This is a genomic window from Kitasatospora sp. NPDC101176, assembly GCF_044768035.1.
In the GTDB taxonomy this organism is placed as follows: domain Bacteria; phylum Actinomycetota; class Actinomycetes; order Streptomycetales; family Streptomycetaceae; genus Kitasatospora.
This window is the reverse complement of sequence record NZ_JBIWPA010000061.1, coordinates 1-4,293: the sequence shown is the minus strand read 5'-3', so window position 1 is coordinate 4,293 and position 4,293 is coordinate 1. Positions and strand designations below refer to the sequence as shown.

Here is a 4,293-nt window from a genome sequence, read left to right as displayed (position 1 = left end):
CACACCCAAGGACGACGCACCAAACCCCTCACCGTCAGCCACGCCTTCCACTCCCCCCACATGGACCCCATCCTCGACGAATTCCACACCGCGGCCAGCGGGTTGACGTACCACCGGGCCACCCTGCCCTTCGTCTCCGACCTCACCGGCACCCTCGTCGAGACCACCGACGCCCAGTACTGGACGGACCACATCCGCGGCACCGTCCGCTACCACGACGCCCTCCAGACCGCCGCACAACTCGGCACCACCACCTACCTCGAACTCGGCGCCACCCCCACCCTCACCGCACCCACCCGCGAAACCCTCGACACCGCCCACATCACCCCCCTCCTCCGCCCCCACACCGACGAAACCCACCACCTCCTCACCGCCCTCGCCACCACCTGGACCACCGGCACACCCCTCACCCACACCACCACCCACACCAACCACACCCCCCTCCCCACCTACCCCTTCCAACACCAACACCTCTGGCTGGACGCACCGGCCCGCCGCCTCCTCGCGGACCGGCCCACCGAACACCCGCTGGCCGACCTGGTGGTCGAACTCGCCGACGACGGCGGCGCCGTGCTCTCCGGACGCCTCTCCGTCCGCAGCCACCCGTGGCTGGCCGACCACGCCGTCCACGGCACCGTGCTGCTCCCCGGGACGGCGCTGCTCGACCTCGCGCTGCACACCGCCGGCCGGCTGGACGCCTCCCGGATCGGCGAGCTGACCCTGCTCGCCCCGGCCGTGCTGCCCGCGGGCGGGACCCTGGAGATCCAGGTCACGGTGGCCGGACCGGACACCCACGGACGCCGCGAACTCGCCGTCCACAGCCGCGCCGAGGCGGGCGCGGAGTGGATCCGCAACGCCACCGGGTGGGCCGGGCCGGCCGCAGCCGCCGATCCCGTCCGGCAGTCCGGCGTCCGGCCGCCCGCCGACGCCGAGGCACTCCCCGTCGACGGCCTCTACGAGCGGCTCGCCGACCAGGGCCGCAGCTACGGCCCGGCCTTCCGCGGGCTGCACGCGGCCTGGCGCGCCGGCGACCTCCTGTTCGCCGAAGTCCGTCTCCCTGAAGGCGCGTTCGGCGACCCGGCCCGATTCACCGTGCACCCTGCGCTGCTCGACGCCGCCCTGCACGCGCTGCTGGCCGCCACCGGCCCGGACGAGGGCCTGCTGCTGCCGTTCGCCTGGGCCGGCGTCCAGGTGCATGCGAGCGCCGCGACCGTCCTGCACGTCCGGCTGACCCCGGTCGACGGCGGGTACGCAGTCCACGCCGCCGATCCGGCCGGCGGACCGGTACTGACCGCCGACCACCTCGCCCTGCGCCCCCTCGCCCCGGGCGCGCTCGCCGTCGGTGCCGGACCGCTCTACACCACCGCCTGGTCGCCGGTACCCGCCCCGGCCGAGCCGCCGGCGGACCGGACCTGGGCCGTGCTCGACCCGCACGGCGCGCTCCCCGACCTGGACGCCCTGCGCGCCGCCCACCCCGAGGGCCCGCTGCCCGACACCGTCCTCCGGGCGATCACCGACGACGGCGTCACCGCCCCGCCCAAGCTCGTCCGCTCGGCCCTGGCCCACTACCTGACGCTCCTGCGCGAGTGGCTCGCCGAACCGCGCTCGGTCGACGCCCGCCTGCTGGTGCAGACCGCCGGCGGCGTCGGCGCCGCCGCCGGGGAGGCGCCAGCCGACCTCGCCGCGGCCGCCCTCTGGGGCCTGGTCCGCAGCGCCCAGAGCGAGCACCCGGGCCGGATCCTGCTGCTCGACACGCCCGCCGTGGAACCCGGGGCGGAGCCGCCGCTCGCCGCCGCTCCGCTGCTCCGGACGGCCTTCGCCCTCGGGGCCGACGAGCCCCAACTCGCCCTGCGCGAAGGCGGTCTGCTGGTACCCCGGCTCGTCCGCGCCGAGCCGGACGCCGACCCGCACGCCGGGTCGGGTGTCGGGTCGGACCTGACGCCGGGCGTGACGGCGACCGCCGAGCCGAGCGCCACCCCGGTCCCCGAACCCGCCGCGCGGTTCGACGCCGACGGCACCGTGCTGCTGACCGGTGCCACCGGCGCGCTGGGCGGGCACGTCGCCCGGCACCTGGTCGAGCGGCACCGGGTCCGGCGGCTGCTGCTGGTGAGTCGGCGCGGGCCCGAGGCGCCCGGTGCGTCCCGGCTGCAGGAGGAACTCGCCGGGCTCGGCGCCGAGGTGCTACTCGTCGCCGCCGACCTCGGTGACCGGGACGAGGTGGCCGCGCTGCTCGCCGCCCACCCGGTGACGGCGGTCGTGCACGCCGCCGGGGTCCTCGACGACGGCACACTCGACTCCCTCACCCCCGAGCGGCTGCACGCCGTCCTGCGCCCGAAGGCCGAGGCCGCCTGGCACCTGCACGAGCTCACCGAGGGGCTGACGGCCTTCGTGCTGTTCTCCTCGGCCGCCGGGGTGCTCGGCGGCGCCGGTCAGGCCGCCTACGCCGCCGCCAACTCCTTCCTCGACGCACTCGCCGCCCGGCGCCGGGCGGCGGGCCTGCCCGCGCTCTCGCTGGCCTGGGGCTTGTGGGCGGGCGAGGCCGGCATGGGCGGCGGGCTGAGCACCGCCGACCGGGCCCGGCTGCGCCGCTCGGGCGTGGCGCCGCTGCCCGTCCCCCAGGCGCTCGCCCTGTTCGACGCCGCACTGGAGGGCGGCCCGGCCGCCGTCCTCCCGGCCCGCCTCGACCTCGCGGGCGCCACCGCCGACACCGTCCCGGTGCTGCTGCGGGGCCTGGTGCCGGCCGGCCGCCGGGTGGCCGCGACCGCCGGCGCCGTCCGGGTCGGCAGCGCCCTGGCCGCGGACCTCACCGCCGCGGACCCGGCCGATCGGCGCGGCCGACTCGTCCGGCTGGTGCAGGAGCACGCCGCCGCGGCCCTCGCCCACCCGAACGCCGAGGCCGTCCCCACCGACCGCGCCTTCACCGACCTCGGCGTCGACTCGCTCACCGCCGTCGACCTGCGCAACCGGCTCGCCGCCGCACTCGGCGTCCGTCTCTCCGCCACCGCCGTCTTCGACCACCCGACGGTCACCCTGCTGGCCGGCCACCTGCTGGACGAGCTGTTCGGCACCGACGACAGCACCACCGCCGACAGCGCCACCTCCGGCCCGCTGCCGACGCCCAGCTCCTCCGAGGAGCCGATCGCCGTCGTCGGCATCGGCTGCCGCTTCCCCGGCGGCGTCGCCTCCCCGGAGGAGCTGTGGCGCCTGGTCGCGGACGGCGTGGACGCGATCGGCCCGTTCCCGGCGGACCGCGGCTGGGACCTGGAGAACCTCTACCACCCCGACCCGGAGCACACCGGGACGACCTACACCCGCTCGGGCGGATTCCTGGACCGCGCCGCCGACTTCGACCCCGAGTTCTTCGGCATCAGCACCCGGGAGGCACTGGCCACCGACCCGCAGCAGCGGCTGCTGCTCGAGACCGCATGGGAGGCCGTCGAGCGGGCCGGCATCGACCCGACCACGCTGCGCGGCTCCCGCACCGGGGTGTTCGCCGGCGTCATGTACGACGACTACGGCGCCCGGCTGCACGGCGCCGCACCGAGCGGCTTCGAGGGCCACCTCGGGCAGGGCAGTGCGGGCAGCGTCGCCAGCGGTCGGGTCTCCTACGTGCTCGGGCTGGAGGGCCCGGCCGTCACCGTGGACACCGCCTGCTCCTCCTCCCTGGTGGCCGTCCACCTGGCGGCCCAGTCGCTACGCTCGGGGGAGTCCACGCTGGCGCTGGCGGGCGGGGTCACCGTGATGGCCACGCCCGCGACCTTCGTCGAGTTCAGCCGTCAGCGCGGCCTGGCCGCGGACGGGCGGTGCAAGCCCTTCGCGGCCGCCGCGGACGGCACCGCCTGGGGTGAGGGTGCGGGGCTGCTGGTACTGGAACGCCTGTCGGACGCGCGGCGCAACGGGCACCCGGTGCTCGCCGTGCTGCGCGGCTCGGCCGTCAACCAGGACGGCGCCAGCAACGGGCTCACCGCGCCCAACGGGCCCTCCCAGCAGCGCGTCATCCGGGCCGCGCTGGCCAACGCCGGGCTGACCACCTCGGACGTCGACGTGGTGGAGGCGCACGGGACGGGCACCACGCTCGGCGACCCGATCGAGGCCCAGGCCATCCTGGCCACCTACGGGCAGGACCGCGAGCTGCCGGTGCTGCTGGGCTCGGTCAAGTCCAACCTCGGACACACCCAGGCCGCAGCCGGCGTCGCGAGCATCATCAAGCTGATCGAGGCCTTCCGGCACGGCGAACTCGCGCGCACCCTGCACCTGGACGCGCCGTCCCCGCACGTGGACTGGACGGCCGGA

Annotated in this window: 1 protein-coding gene; it reads left to right on the top strand. The window is 76.7% G+C overall.

Annotated elements, in window-relative coordinates:
* Window positions 1-4,293 (top strand): SDR family NAD(P)-dependent oxidoreductase (locus ACIRS1_RS38335; RefSeq protein ID WP_402847301.1); only part of this gene is annotated, 4,293 nt, incomplete at both ends.